Here is an 18335-nt window from a genome sequence, read left to right on the forward strand (position 1 = left end):
AGGTGAATGAATTGGAATTAATTATTAATGGAGAAAAAATACAAATTCCTGCTAATGAGTCAACTGTTGCGGAGTTATTGCAGCATTTTAGCTTACATCAGAAAGTCGTGATTGTGGAATTAAATGATGAAATTTTAGAAAAAGAATATCAGAATGAAACGCGTTTGTCAAATGGAGACAAAGTTGAGATTGTACATTTTGTAGGAGGCGGATGATATGTTAAAAATTGGTTCTTATGAATTTTCTTCAAGATTACTATTAGGTACTGGGAAATATTCAAGTTTCGATGTTCAGAAGCAAGCAGTGGAGATTTCAGAGACTGAAATATTAACATTTGCAGTTCGGAGAATGAATATTTTTGAAGCTAGCCAACCAAATTTTTTAGAAAAGCTTGATTTGAAAAAATATACACTTCTTCCCAATACAGCAGGAGCTAAAACGGCCAAAGAAGCTGTCCGAATAGCTCAGCTTGCCAAGGCGTCTGGGCTTTGTGACATGATAAAGGTAGAAGTGATTGGTTGTCAAAAAACACTATTGCCTGATCCGATTGAAACACTAAAGGCAGCAGAGGAATTAGTAAAGCTAGGTTTTATAGTGTTACCATATACTTCTGATGATGTGTTACTTGCTAAACGTTTAGAAGAAGTAGGATGTCATGCGATTATGCCTGGAGCTTCTCCAATTGGATCAGGCCAAGGTATTATAAACCGACTAAACTTACGATTTATTATTGAACAGTCCAATGTTCCGGTAATTGTTGATGCTGGAATTGGAACACCATCGGATGCAACGATTGCCATGGAATTAGGGGCAGATGGTGTATTGCTTAATACAGCTGTATCGGGTGCCAAAGATCCAATCAAAATGGCGAAAGCAATGAAGCTTGCTATTGAATCAGGGCGCTTAGGGTATGAAGCAGGGAGAATTGAAAAAAATGAGTACGCTATAGCAAGCAGTCCAGTTGAAGGAATGAGCATTGGATGAATGAACGTTATTCACGCCAAGAACTCTTTTCACCAATTGGAGTCGAAGGGCAACAGAAAATTTCTAAGAAACACGTTTTGGTGATTGGAGCAGGGGCTCTCGGTACGGGAAGTGCTGAAGGACTTGTGCGAGCAGGAATTGGAAAACTGACCATTGTTGACAGAGATTATGTGGAGTGGAGTAATCTTCAAAGACAGCAACTTTATTGTGAGGAAGATGCTGAAAAAAGAATGCCAAAAGCAGTGGCGGCGGAGAATCGATTGAAAGCGCTAAATTCAGATGTAATTGTAAAATCACATGTGTTGGATGTGTCAGTGGAGGAACTGGAGCGACTCGTTGACAGAGTCGATTTAATATTGGACGCCACCGATAATTTTGATACAAGGATGCTGATTAATGATATATCACAAAAATTCAAAATTCCATGGATTTACGGAGCGTGTGTGGGGAGCTATGGAATAAGTTACACAATTGTCCCAGAAGTAACTCCATGTTTGAATTGTTTGCTGGAAACGGTTCCAATTGGTGGATTAACCTGTGATACGGCTGGAATTATTAGTCCCGCCGTTCAAACGGTTGTTGCTTATCAACTGACTGAAGCATTAAAAATTCTTGTGGAAGATTATGATTCCCTTAGAAATAAAATCGTTTCATTTGACCTTTGGAAAAATGAGCATACAGCCATAAATGTAAAGAAATTAAAAAAAGACAGCTGTTTGTCATGTGGGTCAAAGCGAACCTACCCACACCTTTCTTATCTAAATAAAACAAAAACAGCGGTTTTATGCGGGAGGGAGTCTGTCCAGATTCGCCCAGCAATGAAGTTTGAAAGAGATTTAGTGCAACTTGAAAAAAATCTGCTTGCTCAAGGTGGTAAAATCGTTCGAAATCCATATTTACTTTCATTCACAATCGGGCCTCATCGATTAGTTGTTTTTAAAGATGGTCGGGCCCTGATTCATGGAACAAAAGAAATCGCAGAAGCAAAATCGTTGTATCATCGCTATTTAGGCTAAATTATTGCAGTCAGTAAAATGAAAATTCACACTGAAAGAGTGTTAGGCAAAGATGTGCTATCCGTTTATTTCAAGCTATCAATCACCCATAAAACTAGCATATATTTACCTCCGATATTATTGCTTAGGTGGTCAAGTAGGGGATGGAAACCTTGTTAAGCGTGAAAAGCCTACGTCTTTGTCTGACATCAGTGTGCCTTTTTCAGGTTCATTGAACCAAAGAAATAAAAGAGTTTCTGCATAACAAAACGAATTTAGCAGATATCCTTTTTCTCCTAGTTTTCAACCTATGCTAGTCCTACTTATTTAAAACCTCTCATATCACTGCTGACTAATCCTCTATACACTTGCCGTGTACCTTTCTTATATAAAAAAGCTAGGGAAAGCTGGTTTACTTTCTTCTATTAATAAGACGCAAAAGGAAATCTTATTAGATGAGATGCATAGAAGAGGAAACAGCTAAAGTATGCATAACTACAGCTTTTTGTATCTGGTGCCACCTTGCTGCAGTTACGTATATCCGTAACTAATAATGAAGTGATAAAAAGTAAATTGGTGTCATCTTTTGAGAATGGGAACTGTTAGGTGCAACAGGACAGTCTATCTTGTTGAAATATTAAGCAGGGCTTGAAAAGCTGAACTTAAGCGCAGAACCTACAGAAGGCGGCTATATTCTTAAAGGTGTTCTGGCGTCTGTTTCAAACCTTGGTATAATCATTGGTTCGGATTAATAGCAGGTGTCAACGAAAATAATCGTATTCTGGGTGTTATCTGAAGATGCTGATACATTTGTGGAGCAGATTCGTCCGGCATTCATAGCTTACCAAATTCCTCTCGGTCTGGGTGTTACCCAAGTGCTAATATCCGCCTTAAAGCGGAATACTTAACAATTAAAGCCGTTCAATCAAGTATGATGCATAACGGGAGTGCCGGTTATTTAAAAGACAGTGCACCATCACGTCGCCTTCGTGAAGCATATTTCTTCGCTAACTTGACACTTGACACCAACAGTGAAACATTTGGAAAAAGTGATAAATGGATAACGAAATCCCCCAAGATTATAGCCTTATACTCAAGTGCAGAGATATATCTGGGTAATTAATGCGAACCCAAAAAAATATAAAAAGATTAGTCCGGACTATTTTGAATCCAGCATTTGGTCATTCTGTGAATTAGAAAAAGTATGTAAACAAAAGCGATGTCGACCCTTTAAGGCGGCACCGCTTTTGTTATGGAACGAATATATAGCAGAACCGTTTACATATCGTGACTGCTATTATGTTTCTGACGGGAATGCTGTCTATTTTTTACCTTATGAGAACCGCTTAGCGGGGCAGGTTGACCTGGGTTATTACCTTTAGGTGCATTTTTTCGAATATCTTTACCATCATTTTTGTTCATGTGCGATCCCTCCTACACCTTAAGATAATCAATCGGTGAAAAATTATTCATATACATATATTTGTATACCTCGTACATGCTATGGATGGATACTAATTAAGGAGATGAATCTAATGCAGGATAAACAAGATAAGCGGAGGACTTTTCAAGAAGCTCAGCAAAGCCATCAACAAGTAACTGATATGTACTCAGCCATTGAAAAAACGGCGCCGAATTACGGAACAGAATTGAAACATGTGAAGCAGGAAGTAAATGAGGCCTTTCAGCAAATACAATCAGCTTTAGTCACCGCTTCTGAGCATCAGCGAGAACAATTAAAACAATTTGAACAGGATATTCAGGCAATTGTAAATGAAGTCAATTCAGACGATTATTGATTTCTATACCTGAAGGCACTAGTAGAAGCGCTTTTTCCCTGTTTTTAGAATAGAATAGGCTTTTTGAAGAATGCAGTTCATCTGCATTTTCAAAAAGCCTTTACTATTTAATGCTAGAATAAGGAAATTATTGGTTTTTCTTTCGTTTTTTATTATTTTGCCTTTGGATCTCGGTTAACGGTGGTTCATTTCCTAATTCATCATGGTAACCCGCTCCATTACCCTGTGCTTTTGCAGCGTTCATTCCGGGTATTACATGATTAGCCTTTTGTTTTGCCATTTCGACACCTCCACTCATAGAGTGTGATAATGGTGAATGATTATGTATGCATTACTAATATGTTTTATTGGAATAATTTATCAGGTATATAATTAGAACATTTTAGAAAAACAACATGCAAGTAAGGCTTCCCAAAGCACTTTAATAAATAAAGGAGATTTTTCTATAAGTCAAACTTATCAAAAACAATAACTTTCTTGTTATTTACTTATACTCAATTCTATATTAGTATTAAGTCGAAGGAAGAGTTAGGGTGGGAGAACAGAGAGAAAATTCGACAAACTAACTTTTTTACTTATATTTATAGTAGACATGGTTTCAGTGAACCAGGTTTTACTTTTATGTGCAGAATAAGTTCTGACAGTTTAATAGGGGGTAATATTCATGACGAAAAATGACGTATACCAAGCGCGTAAATCCTTTGAAATTGAAGGGGAACGCTACAACTACTACAGCCTAGACGCTATTGAAAAAGCAGGGGACGGCCAAGTATCACGCCTTCCATATTCCATTAAAGTCCTACTTGAAGCAGTACTTCGCCAAGTAGACGGAAGAGTAATCACAAAAGAACACGTTGCGAACCTTGCTAAATGGGGAACAAGCGAGCAACAAGATATAGATGTTCCGTTCAAGCCTTCACGTGTTATCCTACAAGATTTCACTGGTGTTCCAGTTGTTGTAGATTTAGCTTCTCTACGTAATGCATTCGCTGCACTTGGTGGAGATCCTGATAAAATCAACCCGGAAATTCCAGTTGACCTTGTAATTGACCACTCTGTACAAGTTGATAAAGCAGGTACAATTGATTCTCTTGATGCCAATATGGATCTTGAATTCGAACGTAATGCAGAGCGTTACCAGTTCCTAAGCTGGGCTCAAAAATCATTCAACAACTACCGTGCGGTTCCACCAGCAACTGGTATCGTTCACCAAGTTAACCTTGAGTACCTTGCGAACGTAGTACATGCGGTTGAAACTCCAAACGGCGACTTTGAAGTATTCCCTGACTCTGTATTCGGTACAGATTCACATACTACAATGATCAACGGTATTGGTGTTCTTGGTTGGGGTGTCGGCGGTATCGAAGCAGAAGCAGGTATGCTTGGACAGCCTTCATACTTCCCAGTACCAAAAGTAGTTGGTGTGAAACTAACTGGTCAACTTCCTAAAGGAACAACAGCTACTGACCTTGCATTGAAAGTAACTCAAGTTCTTCGTGCACACGGCGTAGTTGGTAAATTTGTTGAGTTCTACGGCCCTGGAGTAGGATACCTTCCACTTGCTGACCGTGCAACAATTGCTAACATGGCTCCTGAATACGGTGCTACAGTTGGTTTCTTCCCAGTTGATGCAGAAGCCATCGATTACATGCGCTTAACAGGCCGTGATGAAAAACAAATTAAAGTTGTTGAATCTTACTGCAAAGAAAATGGATTGTTCTACTCTCCTGAAAACGAAGATCCAGCTTACAATGATGTTGTGGAAATCGACCTTTCAGCAATTGAACCAAACCTTTCAGGCCCTAAACGCCCACAAGATTTGATTCCACTTTCTCAAATGAAACAATCTTTCCATGATGCTATCAATGCACCTATGGGTAACCAAGGTTTCGGCATGGACAATTCTGAATTAGATAAAGAAGTAACTGTTAAATTTGCCGATGGTAAAGAAACGGTAATGAAAACAGGCGCGATCGCAATTGCTGCAATCACAAGCTGTACAAATACTTCTAACCCATACGTAATGCTTGGAGCAGGTCTTATTGCTAAAAAAGCAGTTGAAAAAGGCTTGACTGTTCCGGATTATGTAAAAACATCATTAGCACCAGGTTCTAAAGTTGTTACTGGTTACCTTCGTGATGCAGGTCTTCAACCATACCTTGATCAATTAGGATTCAACGTAGTTGGTTACGGATGTACAACATGTATCGGTAACTCAGGTCCATTAGCGGACGAAATCGAAGCAGCAGTTGCTGAAGCAGATCTACTAGTAACTTCAGTACTTTCTGGTAACCGTAACTTCGAAGGTCGTATTCATCCACTAGTGAAAGCAAACTACCTTGCTTCTCCAACTTTGGTTGTGGCATATGCACTTGCAGGTACTGTGGACTTCGATCTTAACAATGATTCACTTGGTAAAGATAAAGACGGCAACGATGTGTATCTTGCTGATATCTGGCCATCACAAGAAGAGGTTAACGCTGCTGTTAAAGCAACAGTTACACCGGAATTATTCCGTAAAGAATACGAAACAGTATTCAACGATAACAAACGTTGGAATGAAATCCAAACAAGCAACGAAGCAATTTACGCTTTCGATTCTAAATCAACATACATTCAAAATCCTCCATTCTTTGAAGGATTATCACCAGAACCAGGTTCAGTTAACCCACTTTCTGGCTTGCGCGTAGTAGGTAAATTCGGTGACTCAGTAACAACTGACCACATTTCTCCTGCAGGTGCTATCGGTAAAGATACACCAGCTGGTATCTACCTTCGTGAAAACGGTGTGAAACCACGTGACTTTAACTCTTACGGTTCTCGTCGTGGTAACCATGAAGCAATGATGCGTGGAACTTTCGCTAACATTCGTATCCGTAACCAAGTTGCTCCAGGTACAGAAGGTGGTTACACTACTTACTGGCCAACAGGCGATGTAATGGCTATCTATGATGCTTGTATGAAATACAAAGCTGATGGAACAGGTCTTGCAGTTATTGCTGGTAAAGACTACGGTATGGGAAGCTCTCGTGACTGGGCTGCAAAAGGTACTAACCTTCTTGGCATCAAAACAGTTATCGCTGAAAGCTTCGAACGTATTCACCGTTCTAACCTTGCGTTAATGGGTGTTCTTCCTCTTCAATTCAAAGAAGGCGAAAACGCTGAAACACTAGGATTAACTGGTAAAGAAGCGATTGCTGTTAAAATCGACGAAACAGTTAAACCACGTGATATCGTAACAGTTACAGCTACTGATGAAGCTGGAAACGTAAAAGAATTTGATGTACTTGTTCGTTTCGACTCTGAAATCGAAATCGACTACTACCGTCACGGTGGTATCCTTCAAATGGTATTACGTAATAAATTAAAAGGCTAATTTAAGCTTTTGAGAAGCGGCAAACCTACATGCTAGGTTTGCCGCTTTTTTTGTGTCAAGATTATGAAATACTGGAATAATATATAGTGATTTTTATTAATAACGCTTTTCTGAATATGCATTTATTGATAAGATGGAAGAGGTTAGTGGAAATGGAAGTAAGTTGTTCTATTTCTGGAATTGAACAAATATTATATTGTAATGGGACTAGGGGGACGAGTATGCTTAAAAAAATTATTGCCTCGGTGGTCTTACTGTCACTGTTTACGATAGCAATCGTGCAAGCGATGGATAATAAACCGGATAAAAATGCTGAAAATGATTCCCTGGGCGGACTTAAAATTGGTGCAGCGGCACCAGATTTCTCCCTAAAGACGCTCGATGGCAAGCAGGTTAATTTGTCGGACTATAAAGGGAAAAAAGTAATGCTGAACTTCTGGGCTACGTGGTGCCCGCCTTGTAAAAAGGAAATGCCAGATATGCAGAAATATTCGCAACAGGCAGGAGAAGATGTCGTCATTCTAGCTGTCAACATTGATCCGGAAAATGATGTACGAGCATTTGTTGAAGATAATGGTATCACTTTTACCATTCCTTTAGACAGTCAGAGTGCAAAAAACCCGGTAAATGAGCGTTATAAAATTCTTAGTATTCCGACGACGTACTTTATCGACAGTAAGGGTATTATCAGAAATAAAGTTATTTCAGCGATGCAGCTTAAAGATATGGAACGAAACATCAATAGCATCAATTGACGGAATCCTTATGGGGTTCCGTATTTTTTTATATAGTGGTTATTGATTTAGCTTATATGTAACAAATTTGTCATAAATTAATTGAAAAATCAAAAAAATATTAAAAATAAGGTTACTGCCTATGAAAAATGGGTTAAAGTATAGAGGGTGATATAAAGGGGTGTTTATAAATATAAATAACTGATAATTATGACAATTGAAAGAATTCGCACCATATAGTCATAATATTACGTTAATTGGGTAATGCTGAACATTATATTATGAACAAGTAGGTGAAAAACATGAAAAAAAGAAAACGGACGTTTGAAGAATTGATTAAAGAAAATAAAAAAGAATTGTTGATGGACGTTAAACAAATGGAAAGACTTGAGGAACGACTTGAGAAAAAACATATGCAAAAGGCTGAATAACCTTTGCAAGGGCTTTCTTTCGAAAAAAAAGAGCCAGTACATTGAAGTTTTCTTCAAAGTGCTGGCTCTTTTTCGGTTTAGTTTAAAAAATATAGTGCCTTTTCAAAAACTGGCACTCATGAATTTCAGCTTTTTTAACAATGATAAGGTAAGGAGGCGATTAAAAATGGGTAATCCTAAAAAAGATTCTAAACACTTCAGACCAAGCCATCTTGGTACACAGCCGAGAGCGGCAGGAGGAAATAACGGAAAGCAAATGCAGGACAAATCTGGTAAGCATGCTCAGGTTATTCAAACAAAAGGCGAATAAACTGCTTTTAATTAAATACTTGTAATAATATTATGTGAACTATTTACAAAAAAATAACATGATTTGAGGCGATAGAAAATGGGCTCATTTAAACACAATCAAGACAACAGATTGGATAATGTTGAAAAACTTCAGGATGCAATTCAGAATACAGAAGAGAACATAAAGGCTGCAAATGAAACAATGTCACTCTCTTCATCAGCGGATAAAGAGGCTATAAGGGCCAAAAACGACCGAAGGAAAGAGAGTATTGCTGGCATGATGTCAGAAGTAGAAGATGAACAACAAGCTCGTGAAAGAGGTTATAAAACCGATAATCAATTAGAATAAATAGAAAGGGGGAGAAAGAAGGTTCTTTCTCCCCCTTCTTTTATGATTTTTCGTTTTTAGATGAATGGATAAAGAATGGAGAGTAGGAGATTCGCTTACATGAAAGTTAGCCGGAAGTTATGGTAAAATGTATATTGCAATAGAAATGAAAGTGGGGAAATATGATGTTGATTGCTGAAAATGAAATTGAGGTTCGATATGCAGAGACAGATCAAATGGGTGTAGTGTACCATGCTAATTATTTTGTATGGATGGAACTTGGCAGAACGAAATTAATCAATGATTTAGGGTTTTATTATGCTGATATGGAGGCGGTTGGTATCCTCTCTCCTGTTATGGATATCCAGGCTTCATATAAAATACCTGTCCGCTATGGTGATAAAGTAAAGGTAAAAACTTGGATTGAAAAATATGATGGTCTGCGTGTCATTTATGGATATGAAATCATTAACGGGGAAAATGAAGTGTCTGCAACCGGCCAGTCTTCACATGTTTGCGTTAAAAAGGACAACTTCCGACCTATATCTATTAAACGTATGTTCCCTGATTGGCATGAGGCCTATGAGCAAAATAAAAAACAGGATTAACTAATGTAATTACATAATTTGAGGTGAATTAAGGATGGCGTTTGGGATAAAACGGGTAGACGTAGTAGCCTGGAAGCAGCAAATTGATCAGGGACAAATTGCATTTCTGACTCATTATTGGCTCGATGATCGCTTTCCTGGTTGTAAGACCGTGACAAAAGTTGGGTGCAATGATTTAGAACGATTAGCAGAGTGGGGCAAAAAATACGGACTGAAAAAAGAATGGATTCATCACCGGAAGGATGGCTATTCTCATTTTGATCTATTGGGGGCTAGGCAAAAGGAAATTCTTAAAGCTGAGGATATTAACGAAAGGCTGGTCAATTGAATAGGGAATTTTGCAACAGCAGTCTACACCGCTGCTGCATGTATCAAGCACTTTTTTCGTAATGAAATTCAGGCTCAGTTAGTTTTTCATTAAAGGTGATAAGTAAATCGTGACCATCGAAGTACCAGATATCTTTTTCTTCCACATAGAAAGTAATCTTATTCAATGTAGTTGCCGCTGCCACAGCTTCAGGTTCTTCTATCATGATACCTAATGAAAAGCCGCTTTGAACGGAACTATATCCTCCATATCTTACATAAAAGCGCAAATGAGAGCCTTCCTGAAGCTCTAACTCATCGCTATACCACTTAGCAGCTTGTTCGGAAATTGTTAGTTTCATTCAAATTCTCCTTCCCAGAGGTTCGCTATTTAAGTATAAAGTAATTATATAGCAGATGCGAATATTGTGCGCTATAGAAAGGAAATCGCTTTGGAGATTATATACAATATTTGTTTTATTACTCGAAAAAAATCTGGCAAAAATGAAGTCTTAATGCTTTTTCGCAAAAAAGAGCCAAATAAACATAAATGGAATGGTGTAGGCGGAAAAATTGAACCAGGTGAAACAATCGATGAGTCGATGGAACGAGAAATTATTGAAGAAACTGGTTTGAAGGTAAAAGGACTGACCTTTCGTGGGATTGTGACATGGAATCAAACGGGAGGAATGTATGTATACCGAGCCGAAGATACCGGGGGTGGACTTCTAGCTTGCGATGAAGGAGAACTTGCCTGGAAGCCATATCAATGGGTTATGGAGGCAGATGAAGTTGTGCCCAACATAAAGTATTATCTAAGCGATATTTTACTGGATGACCCTCCATACGAATTTGTTTGTACATATGAAAACAATCTTTTACTCTCCGTTAAAAAGAAGCCATTGCCTAACATGAAAAAAAATATTTCTCCAACTAAAATCCGCCTTTGAGCGGTTTTTTTTTGAATTCAAGGGAAGTATTTATTATGTCCTTACCTATATAACATAAATTGGCAGATGAATATTTGGAATATTGGTATTATAGTGAGTTAAGCAAGCTTTTTAGTTCCAATAGTATATTTAGGAAACTATACAATGTGAAGATTTAGGGATAGATCATCTTATTTAGAGGGGGTAGCTGATTTGCGGAAAACAGAGCTTCTAAAAGGGAGTACGGAGATGGTGCTGCTTTCACTATTAGCTCAAAAGGATATGTATGGGTATGAAATGATTGAACAGCTTAAACAGTTAAGTGATGGCTACTTGCATTATAAAGAAGGTATGCTATACCCCGCTTTAAAAAGGCTAGAAGGCAAAGAGTATCTAATAAGTTATTGGCGAGATTCTTTAGAAGGTCCTAAAAGAAAATACTATTATGCGACGAAATTGGGTGTTGCTCAATTTCAAGTTCAATGGGAAGAGTGGAACGCCTTTCAAGATGTAATCGGTAAGGTTGTTTCACCTATCTATGATCGCACACAAAAATAGCTGCAATGTCTGCAGCTATTTTGTTTTTTCTTTGGCTTCAGCCTCAGCCAGCTTTTTCAGCAAGATGGGCGTGGGCATATGCATGATTTGCTCTAATGGCATGTTGAGAGATTCGGATAACTTTAATGCAGTTTCAGTTGATATTTGTAATGGTTTCATGGCTCTTCTCCTAAAGACGATTTTTGGTTAGTTCTAGTGTAGCCTCAATGCTTCAATTATTCAATCCTTATGAGGGCAATTTGCATGAATCAATCAGTCAGTCTTTTGCTTCCGCTAGTAGGTAGGAGATTAAAAGGTGAAACGTAATACTGCTGAACATATTTAATATTAACAATGAAGTTTGTTAAAAACATAATGATTTAGAAAATTGGGAATTATTCGGAAAAGGTGTTAGGACATGCCAGGATTCTGAAGCATATGGCCAATTAATTTTAGAATAGAAATAAGCCCGTAAAGACGGGCTTTTATTTTTGTTTAAAAAAGCCAATGGCCTCCTCTTACAACCATTTTACTTTTGGTTCAGTTTTATCGATTATTCGTTTGATGTTCGCACGGTGGCGGTAAAAGATGAAAATCGTTAAAATGGCAATTACAATAATAAGAGCCCAATCATCGGTATGAAACACTAAGCTGTAAATGAGAGCTAGTAGGCAAGCAATCATGGAAGATAGTGAAACATATTTGGATATGTATAAGGATATAAAGAATATGATAAGGACAATAAGAAAAAATAATGGTTCATATGCAAGGATAACACCAGCCGATGTTGCGACAGCTTTCCCACCCCGAAAGTTTGCAAAAATAGGGAACATATGACCGATTACTGCAAAAACTCCGGCTAGCAATAGATTCATTTCCACGCCTAGCATTAACGGAAGAAAAGTTGCTAGAGTCCCTTTAAGTATATCCATGATAGTAACGGTTAGCCCTGCCTTGACACCAAGTGTCCGGAAGGTATTTGTCCCGCCTAGATTTTTACTGCCATGCTCCCGAATATCGATTTTGTAAAAGGTTTTTCCGATTATTAGACCGGATGGAATCGAACCAATCAAGTAGGCAGACAGTAAAGTGATAAATGTAAGCATTCTATGACCCTTTCTTTAAAGAAAAATCTTCTTATTTTATCTCGGTTAACAGGCTGAATGTTCCTTTTATCGATATTGGACGTAGAGGAACAGCTAAAACAGCCTTTAAATACCTGATAAGCTCCTCTTATTGTAACATTTTCGTGACAAAATGGTATGGCTGTCCAAAAAAAAATCCTCTAAAAAAAGATTTTTCCTTGATGAACATACATCATTTGATATACGTTTATGTTCATATAGGGTGGAGAGGTTTATGAATTCGTTTTTTCGTAAATATAAGATATGCGGGTTACCTATAGTGTATAAATTGATGCAATCCGTGGTAGTCTGTATGAAAATAAAGGAAGTTAAGAGAGACTTACCTTTTCGAAGCAAGTTATTTCTTGTATAATAGTTTTTCTTAATAATGGTAATAGTCAGCTTTTCTCTGTAAAATATCCATGTTGAGGAAGACTTTATGCGTAAGAATACATTTTATTATAAAGGGGATTGATAAAAATGATAGAAAATCCAAGCAGAGAAGAAATGGGTCAGATGTTAAAAAAATCGAAGCGCATTGCTGTTGTGGGATTATCAAATAACCCCGAGCGTACTTCTTATATGGTATCAAAAGCAATGCAGGATAGCGGATATGAAATCATCCCGGTAAATCCAGCTGTATCTGAAGTGCTGGGCGTTAAGGCCGTAAAAGCACTTAAAGATATTGAAGGACATGTTGATATCGTCAATGTTTTTCGCCGTTCTGAATTCCTCCCGGGGATTGCAAAAGAATTCGCAGAAATCGATGCTGATATTTTTTGGGCGCAGCTTGGGGTTGAAAATGAAGAAGCTTATGATTATCTAAAAGAAAAAGGTTATACTGTCATCATGGATCGATGTATAAAAGTTGAACACGCCCTTACGAAGTAAATTGGAAAGAGCGGATTTTCCGCTCTTTCTTAAAGGTATCGAAAGCTTCATCCGAAGAAATCCAATAATGCCTAGCTATGACTGGATTTGGAGAACGTGGGGGCATATCGATCATTTTAAAGAATAATTTAAGCGAAATAGTAAAAGTGTATTTGCCAAATGAAAAATTACCGCTACAATTAGAACGGTAGCTAAGATACGTTTACAAAACTAACAAGTTCTAACGGATGGTGCTAACGCTAATAAAAGGGACTAAAAAAATAGAACACTTGTTCTTTGTTCGTGAAAGTATTATACTTTTTGTATGATTATCAACGTATGAATTATTTTGTAAGAGCTAGAGAGTCATTTCATTGCAGTATGATTTGGCCCGGAAATTGTGTTTAGTAAGGAAAGGGGAATTTCTGTGGCAAAGAAAGTAAAAACAATCGAGTACAATGATGATGCAATTCAGGTACTGGAAGGACTTGAAGCGGTCAGAAAACGTCCCGGTATGTATATCGGCAGTACTGATGCACGTGGACTTCATCATTTAGTGTACGAGATTGTAGATAACTCCGTAGATGAGGCTTTGGCTGGATATGGAGACCAGATTAGTGTGAAAATACATAAAGATAACAGTATAAGTGTGACAGATAAAGGGCGTGGGATGCCCACTGGAATGCATAAATTGGGGAAACCAACACCTGAAGTCATTTTGACGATTCTTCATGCAGGCGGTAAATTTGGACAAGGCGGATATAAAACGAGCGGTGGCCTTCATGGTGTGGGTGCCTCTGTCGTTAACGCATTGTCTGAATGGCTTGTCGTGACGATTAAAAGGGATGGCTTTGTTTATGAACAACGGTTTTTCAAGGGAGGAAAACCGGAAACGACCCTAGAGAAAATTGGAAAGACCAACCAAGTTGGGACGAAAATCCATTTCAAGCCAGATCCGAAAATTTTTTCGGTTACGACTTTTAATTATGATATCCTCTCTGAACGTCTACGCGAATCAGCCTTTCTTTTAAAAGGCATGAAAATAGAATTGACGGATGAACGTAATGACCTGCATGAGACTTTTCATTATGAAAACGGAATTGAAGCCTTTGTAGCCTACTTAAATGAAGAAAAGGAAACCCTTCATAGTGTTATTAGCTTAGAAGGAGAACAGAATGGGATAGAAGTCGACCTGGCTTTTCAATTTAATGATGGGTATTCAGAAAATATTCTAAGCTTTGTAAATAATGTTCGTACAAAAGACGGCGGCACCCATGAGATTGGCGCAAAAACGGCTATGACACGGGCATTTAATGATTATGCTAGAAAAATGGGGCTGCTTAAGGAAAAAGATAAAAACCTCGAAGGTACCGATATACGAGAAGGCTTATCTTCAATTATTTCTGTGCGTATCCCTGAAGAACTTTTGCAATTTGAAGGACAAACCAAGAGCAAGCTTGGAACAAGCGAAGCCCGTTCGGCTGTTGATTCAATCGTGTCGGAGCACTTGGCTTACTTTTTTGAAGAAGATCCGACTACTAGTGCACTGCTGGTGAAAAAATCAATTAAAGCATTCCAGGCACGTGAAGCTGCTCGTAAAGCGCGTGAAGATGCAAGAAGTGGGAAGAAACGGAAAAAGTCGGATGCCATCCTTTCTGGTAAATTGACACCAGCTCAATCTAAAAATCCTGAGCGGAATGAATTGTATCTTGTGGAAGGGGACTCTGCAGGAGGATCCGCAAAACAAGGCCGCGATCGCCGTTTCCAAGCGGTACTGCCATTACGGGGTAAAGTTATCAATACAGAAAAGGCAAAACTAGCGGATATTTTTAAAAACGAAGAAATCAATACGATTATCCATGCTATCGGTGCAGGCGTCGGGGCCGAGTTTAATACCTCGGACACTAATTATGATAAAGTGATTATCATGACTGATGCCGATACGGATGGCGCCCATATCCAAGTGCTGCTGCTAACATTCTTTTACCGCTATATGAAGCCGTTAATTGAGGCAGGTAAGGTGTTCATAGCCTTGCCGCCGTTATATAAAGTGAGTAAAGGGACCGGGAAGAAAGAAGTCATTGAATATGCATGGAGTGATGATGAACTTCAGGGAGCGATAAACAAGGTGGGGAAAGGCTATATGATTCAGCGCTATAAAGGGCTGGGTGAGATGAATGCCGATCAATTATGGGATACGACAATGAACCCGGAAACCAGAACATTAATACGCGTGAAAATCGATGACGGTGCGCGTGCAGAAAGACGTGTGACAACGTTAATGGGAGACAAAGTGGAACCACGCCGTAAATGGATTGAAACCAATGTCGCTTTTGGTCTCGAAGAAGAATCGAATATTTTAGATAATGAAAATATGTCGATTGAAGAGGAGGTCAATAACGATGGTATTTGAGGAAACGTTTCGTGATTTGCCGCTTGAAGAGGTTATTGGAGACCGTTTCGGGCGTTATAGTAAATATATTATTCAGGATCGAGCACTTCCAGATGCACGGGATGGGTTAAAACCGGTACAGCGCAGGATATTATATGCGATGTATGTAGAAGGAAATACACAGGAAAAAGGATTTAGAAAATCTGCAAAAACAGTCGGAAATGTAATTGGTAATTATCACCCTCATGGAGATTCTTCGGTTTACGAGGCGATGGTACGGATGAGCCAGGACTGGAAGTTGCGTAAAGTCATGGTCCAAATGCACGGAAACAACGGTAGTATTGATGGAGATCCGCCTGCTGCAATGCGATATACAGAAGCAAGGCTTTCATCAATTGCATCTGAGATGTTACGTGATATTGAAAAACGAACTGTTGATTTTGTCCCGAATTTTGATGATACCTCAGAAGAACCTATCGTATTACCTGCGATGTTCCCTAATTTACTTGTTAACGGCTCGACAGGAATTTCTGCAGGCTATGCAACGGAAATCCCTCCGCATCAATTAGGTGAGGTCATTGATGCTGCTATAATGCGAATTGATAATCCAGAAGCAACAGTAGCAGAATTAATGACGGTAATTAAAGGTCCGGATTTCCCTACAGGTGGTATCATTCAAGGAATTGAAGGTATCCGTAAAGCCTATGAAACAGGTAAAGGGAAAATCATAATTCGTGGCTTGGCTGAAGTGGAAACAATCCGTGGTGGTAAACAGCAAATCGTCATCACTGAAATCCCTTATGAAGTCAATAAAGCGAACCTTGTTAAGAAAATGGATGAATTCCGTCTTGATCGGAAAGTAGAAGGCATTGCAGAAGTACGTGATGAAACTGATCGTACAGGTTTACGTATTGTAATTGAACTGAAAAAAGAAGCAGATGCAAATGGTGTCCTGCATTATTTATACAAAAATTCAGATCTTCAAATTGCATACAATTTTAATATGGTCGCGATTTATAAAAAACGACCAACGTTAATGAGCCTTCCAAAAATGCTCGATGCGTATATCAATCATCGTAAAGAAGTAATTGTAAACCGTTCTCGTTATGAATTGCAAAAAGCACATGACCGGGCACATATTGTCGATGGTTTAATGAAAGCACTGTCAATTTTAGATGAAGTTATTGCTGTCATCCGTGCGTCTAAAGACAAACGTAATGCTAAAGATAACCTTATCGCTAAATTTTCTTTTACAGAAGCCCAAGCAGAAGCTATTGTATCCTTACAATTATACCGCTTAACAAACACAGATATTACGGCTCTTGAAGAAGAGGCAGCGGAGTTGAACAGCAAAATTGAGGAATTGACCAAAATCCTAGGCAGTGAAAGGGTACTTCTTCAAGTAATAAAAAAAGAATTACGATTCATTAAAAAAGGGTTTGATGACGGACGCCGCTCTAAAATTGAGAAAGAGATTGAAGAAATCAAAATCAATCTTGAAGTCTTAATCGCGAGTGAAGACGTGATGGTGACAGTGACGAAAGAAGGATATGTCAAACGGACGTCCTTACGATCGTATTCAGCATCAGGCGGGCTTGATTTTGGAATGAAAGATTCCGATCGAATGCTCCAGCGGCTGGAAATGAATACAACAGACGTTCTGTTGCTGTTTACTTCCAAAGGTAATTACCTTTATTGTCCAGTTCATCAGCTTCCTGATATTCGCTGGAAGGAAACCGGCCAGCATATCGCGAACATCATTCCTATTGATCGAGAAGAACAAATCATAAAAGCGATTCCAATCAAAGACTTTACCCTGCCGCAATTCTTAGTGTTCGTCACGAAAAACGGTATGGTGAAAAAGACTGAACTAGCTTCCTATAAAGCACAGCGGCATTCGAAACCGCTAGTTGGTGTCAATTTAAAGGGCGATGATGAATTGGTTGATGTCCATCATACAGATGGTCAGGCCGAGCTTTTCCTAGTCACTCATAATGGCTACGGTTTATGGTTTGATGAAGAAGAAGTAAGTGTCGTTGGAGTCCGTGCAGCAGGAGTTAAGGGGATTAATTTAAAAGAAGATGACTATGTTATTGGCGGCAAGGTTTTAGCTAAGGATAGTAAAGAATCAATTCTGATTGTTACCCAGCGCGGAGCCATCAAGAAAATGAAATTAACCGAGTTTGAAAAAACTGGCCGTGCAAAACGCGGGGTCGTGGTCTTGAGAGAATTGAAATCGAATCCACATCGGGTCATTGGATTTGAAACTGTCAATAAAACCGACAGTCTTTTCATTCTTTCTGAAAAGGGCATAATTGAAACAATCCATGCTGCTTCATTAAAAAATCATGATCGTTACACGAATGGATCTTTTGTTTTTGATGAAACTGTAAGTGGAAAAGCGAAAGAATTGTGGAAGATATCTTTAGAGGATGAATCTGCTTTAGAGTCGTAAACAATTTTTTTATAAAAAGGGATGCTGACAATAATCAGCATCCCTTTTATTTAGTTTATTATGATGAAAAACAAACAAAACAAATAAACGGTAGGGTGCCGGTTATGTATCATGTTCATCGACCAAATAATCTCCTGATAATATCCCATTATTTGCAACTACTACAATTATTATTT

Annotated in this window: 23 protein-coding genes; 18 read left to right on the forward strand and 5 right to left on the reverse strand. The window is 38.5% G+C overall.

What is annotated here, in order from left to right:
* Positions 1–11: 11 nt before the first annotated feature.
* The 5 genes from thiS (at position 12) to RE409_RS12395 (ending at position 3102) form a co-directional block, all read left to right on the forward strand.
* Positions 12–215, forward strand: coding sequence for a sulfur carrier protein ThiS (gene thiS, locus RE409_RS12375; RefSeq protein ID WP_201183285.1), 204 nt, complete (start codon positions 12–14; stop codon positions 213–215).
* A 1-nt stretch (position 216) separates the two neighbouring features.
* The gene (locus RE409_RS12380) at positions 217–984 is read left to right on the forward strand and encodes a thiazole synthase (RefSeq protein ID WP_057214788.1); all 768 of its coding nucleotides are present in this window, start codon (positions 217–219) and stop codon (positions 982–984) included.
* Positions 981–2000, forward strand: a complete 1020-nt coding sequence (locus RE409_RS12385; RefSeq protein ID WP_201224708.1) for a thiazole biosynthesis adenylyltransferase ThiF — start codon at positions 981–983, stop codon at positions 1998–2000. Before RE409_RS12380 ends, RE409_RS12385 begins: the two co-directional genes overlap by 4 nt.
* Before the next feature lie 737 nt (positions 2001–2737).
* Entirely contained in the window at positions 2738–2887 is a 150-nt protein-coding gene (locus RE409_RS12390; RefSeq protein WP_201224707.1) for a hypothetical protein, read from the forward strand.
* 23 nt (positions 2888–2910) lie between these two features.
* A complete protein-coding gene (locus tag RE409_RS12395) occupies positions 2911–3102 on the forward strand; it encodes a hypothetical protein (protein ID WP_309559056.1) in 192 nt (63 codons plus the stop codon).
* 155 nt (positions 3103–3257) lie between these two features.
* On the opposite strand, the gene RE409_RS12400 is transcribed toward RE409_RS12395, so the two are convergent.
* Positions 3258–3401: a small acid-soluble spore protein P gene (locus RE409_RS12400; protein ID WP_083450736.1), complete on the reverse strand. Its 144-nt coding sequence runs from the start codon at positions 3399–3401 to the stop codon at positions 3258–3260.
* Positions 3402–3514: 113 nt separating this feature from the next.
* Between RE409_RS12400 and RE409_RS12405 the strand changes: the two genes are divergently transcribed.
* Entirely contained in the window at positions 3515–3778 is a 264-nt protein-coding gene (locus RE409_RS12405; protein ID WP_116822025.1) for a hypothetical protein, read from the forward strand.
* Between the two features lie 127 nt (positions 3779–3905).
* Here the strand turns inward: RE409_RS12405 and sspO are convergent, their stop codons facing one another.
* Positions 3906–4058 (reverse strand): small acid-soluble spore protein SspO, encoded by a 153-nt coding sequence (sspO, locus tag RE409_RS12410; RefSeq protein WP_201180781.1) that lies wholly within the window; start codon positions 4056–4058, stop codon positions 3906–3908.
* A 384-nt stretch (positions 4059–4442) separates the two neighbouring features.
* Here sspO and acnA point away from each other — a divergent pair, with 384 nt between their 5' ends.
* The 7 genes from acnA to RE409_RS12445 all read left to right on the forward strand — a co-directional run bounded on the left by acnA (position 4443) and on the right by RE409_RS12445 (position 9874).
* Positions 4443–7154, forward strand: coding sequence for an aconitate hydratase AcnA (gene acnA, locus RE409_RS12415; RefSeq protein ID WP_053345876.1), 2712 nt, complete (start codon positions 4443–4445; stop codon positions 7152–7154).
* A 152-nt stretch (positions 7155–7306) separates the two neighbouring features.
* On the forward strand, positions 7307–7909 hold the full coding sequence (locus tag RE409_RS12420; protein WP_309559057.1) for a peroxiredoxin family protein: 603 nt from the start codon (positions 7307–7309) through the stop codon (positions 7907–7909).
* Between the two features lie 281 nt (positions 7910–8190).
* A complete protein-coding gene (locus RE409_RS12425; protein ID WP_081108788.1) occupies positions 8191–8319 on the forward strand; it encodes an FbpB family small basic protein in 129 nt (42 codons plus the stop codon).
* A gap of 166 nt (positions 8320–8485) precedes the next feature.
* The gene (locus RE409_RS12430) at positions 8486–8629 is read left to right on the forward strand and encodes an acid-soluble spore protein N (protein WP_201180780.1); all 144 of its coding nucleotides are present in this window, start codon (positions 8486–8488) and stop codon (positions 8627–8629) included.
* A 78-nt stretch (positions 8630–8707) separates the two neighbouring features.
* The gene (locus tag RE409_RS12435; protein WP_201180778.1) at positions 8708–8959 is read left to right on the forward strand and encodes a small acid-soluble spore protein Tlp; all 252 of its coding nucleotides are present in this window, start codon (positions 8708–8710) and stop codon (positions 8957–8959) included.
* 164 nt (positions 8960–9123) lie between these two features.
* Complete coding sequence (locus tag RE409_RS12440) at positions 9124–9546, forward strand: acyl-CoA thioesterase (RefSeq protein ID WP_201180777.1); 423 nt, start codon at positions 9124–9126, stop codon at positions 9544–9546.
* Positions 9547–9580: 34 nt separating this feature from the next.
* Positions 9581–9874, forward strand: coding sequence for a hypothetical protein (locus RE409_RS12445; RefSeq protein WP_201180776.1), 294 nt, complete (start codon positions 9581–9583; stop codon positions 9872–9874).
* A gap of 43 nt (positions 9875–9917) precedes the next feature.
* Here RE409_RS12445 and RE409_RS12450 read toward each other — a convergent pair whose 3' ends face one another.
* Positions 9918–10214, reverse strand: coding sequence for a HesB/YadR/YfhF family protein (locus RE409_RS12450; RefSeq protein WP_309559058.1), 297 nt, complete (start codon positions 10212–10214; stop codon positions 9918–9920).
* Between the two features lie 66 nt (positions 10215–10280).
* On the opposite strand from RE409_RS12450, the gene RE409_RS12455 reads away from it, so the two are divergent.
* Both RE409_RS12455 and RE409_RS12460 read left to right on the forward strand, forming a co-directional pair.
* Positions 10281–10802, forward strand: a complete 522-nt coding sequence (locus tag RE409_RS12455; RefSeq protein WP_309559059.1) for an NUDIX hydrolase — start codon at positions 10281–10283, stop codon at positions 10800–10802.
* 192 nt (positions 10803–10994) lie between these two features.
* Positions 10995–11339 (forward strand): PadR family transcriptional regulator, encoded by a 345-nt coding sequence (locus tag RE409_RS12460; protein ID WP_242485270.1) that lies wholly within the window; start codon positions 10995–10997, stop codon positions 11337–11339.
* A gap of 15 nt (positions 11340–11354) precedes the next feature.
* Here RE409_RS12460 and RE409_RS12465 read toward each other — a convergent pair whose 3' ends face one another.
* Positions 11355–11498, reverse strand: coding sequence for a YycC family protein (locus tag RE409_RS12465; RefSeq protein ID WP_082527609.1), 144 nt, complete (start codon positions 11496–11498; stop codon positions 11355–11357).
* Between the two features lie 338 nt (positions 11499–11836).
* Positions 11837–12424, reverse strand: coding sequence for a glycerol-3-phosphate 1-O-acyltransferase PlsY (gene plsY, locus RE409_RS12470; protein ID WP_309559061.1), 588 nt, complete (start codon positions 12422–12424; stop codon positions 11837–11839).
* 498 nt (positions 12425–12922) lie between these two features.
* On the opposite strand from plsY, the gene RE409_RS12475 reads away from it, so the two are divergent.
* The 3 genes from RE409_RS12475 to parC all read left to right on the forward strand — a co-directional run bounded on the left by RE409_RS12475 (position 12923) and on the right by parC (position 18159).
* On the forward strand, positions 12923–13333 hold the full coding sequence (locus tag RE409_RS12475; RefSeq protein WP_201180773.1) for a CoA-binding protein: 411 nt from the start codon (positions 12923–12925) through the stop codon (positions 13331–13333).
* 406 nt (positions 13334–13739) lie between these two features.
* Entirely contained in the window at positions 13740–15725 is a 1986-nt protein-coding gene (parE, locus tag RE409_RS12480) for a DNA topoisomerase IV subunit B (RefSeq protein WP_056526451.1), read from the forward strand.
* Complete coding sequence (parC, locus tag RE409_RS12485; RefSeq protein ID WP_053345887.1) at positions 15715–18159, forward strand: DNA topoisomerase IV subunit A; 2445 nt, start codon at positions 15715–15717, stop codon at positions 18157–18159. Before parE ends, parC begins: the two co-directional genes overlap by 11 nt.
* Positions 18160–18335 lie beyond the last annotated feature (176 nt).

Source organism: Peribacillus sp. R9-11, assembly GCF_031345095.1.
GTDB classification, from domain to species: Bacteria; Bacillota; Bacilli; order Bacillales; family DSM-1321; genus Peribacillus; species Peribacillus butanolivorans.